The 1,296-nt window shown below is 67.1% G+C and carries 1 protein-coding gene; it reads right to left on the minus strand.

What is annotated here, in order from left to right; all coding sequences use genetic code 11:
- Window positions 1-133: 133 nt before the first annotated feature.
- Complete coding sequence (locus AC1DVI_RS32355) at window positions 134-1,222, minus strand: IS5 family transposase (RefSeq protein WP_476961468.1); 1,089 nt, start codon at window positions 1,220-1,222, stop codon at window positions 134-136.
- Window positions 1,223-1,296: the final 74 nt, after the last annotated feature.

A 1,296-nucleotide genomic window follows, 5' to 3' on the forward strand; every position in this document is an offset into this window, starting at 1 on the left:
GAACACCTCGATAAACCGCCCCTAAGCGCGTGTTGATGCCGATGAGGGGGCACGCGGCTTGAAAGGCGGCGTTTTTTAGGGGCTGAACTCTCGGTTTTGGCTGAAAAGGCGGAAATATGCGGCGGTTTTGGCGCTATACGGGCGCAGTTCGCCCCTCGAGCCAGATCAGGCGTCGGAAATTGTAGGCGAGATTGGCGATCCCGATCTTCACCGTCGCACGAGCGAGGCCGATGGTGCGGATGAACAGCCCCATGCGCGCCTTCTGGTCGGCGAACACATGCTCGACGGCGGACCGCACCGCCGAGCGGGCACGGTTGGCACGCTGGTGGGGCTCCGGCATCGGCCGCCCCTTCGGCTTGCGGAAATGCACCATGCTGCGGCGCCCCGCCGCCGCGATGGCCGCCTCGTTTGCCTTCGAGCGGTAGGCGCTGTCCGCCCACACCCGGCTGTCGAAGGCGTCGGGGTTGAGCAGGCCCGGCAACTGCGCGCCGTCGTGCCGGGCCGCGTCGGTGACGATGAAGCGTCGGATCAGGCGGAACCGGCGGTCGATGGTGATGTGCGACTTGTAGCCAAAGGCCGGGATCAGCAGGCCTTCCACAGTGCGAGCCTCGGACCCGTCGAGCGTCGGTCCCGGCTTCGCCTTGACCCGCCCCCGCTTCACCGTCCAGCGCGCCTGCCTATCCTTCTGGCGCGCCTTGGCCGGCGGCCAGGGCGGGTCTTCGCCGTCACGGATCTGGCGCTTCTCCTCCCGGGTCAGCCGCTGCCGGGGCGCCTCCACGATGGAGGCGTCGATGATCTGGCCGCCCAGGGCGAAGTAGCCACGCTCCTTCAATTCCGTGTCGAAGCGGGCGAACAGCCCCTCCATCGCTCCCGCCGTCACCAGCGCCTCGCGGAACAGCCAGATCGTCGTCCGGTCCGCAACCCGGTCGCCCAACCCCAGCCCGAGGAACCGCATGAACGACAGCCGGTCGCGCACCTGATACTCGGCCTGCTCGTCCGACAGACCGTACAACGCCTGCAGCACCAGGATCTTGAACATCATCACCGCGTCCAGCGGCGGCCGGCCGCCCCGGGAGCGATCCTTGCGTCCCAGGGCCGCGTCAAGCGTCGGGCGGAACACTTCGAAGTCCACCACCGACAACAGCCGCTCGAGCGGATCACCGCTCTTGCTCAGCTCCGCGTAACGGTCCTGAAGATCGAACAGCCCAGCTTGACCGGCCATGTCCCGTCCTCCGTCACCCTCAAGCCAAGGGAATCACCAGAACGCCGGCAACGCTACGGTTTTTCGAGGTGTCC

The sequence above is a fragment of the Azospirillum sp. P4_B5 genome, assembly GCF_056402275.1.

Excerpts from the sequence above, each read along its gene's own strand:
- AC1DVI_RS32355 (WP_476961468.1), bottom strand. The coding sequence starts at position 1,222 with ATGGCCGGTCAAGCTGGGCTGTTCGATCTTCAGGACCGTTACGCGGAG.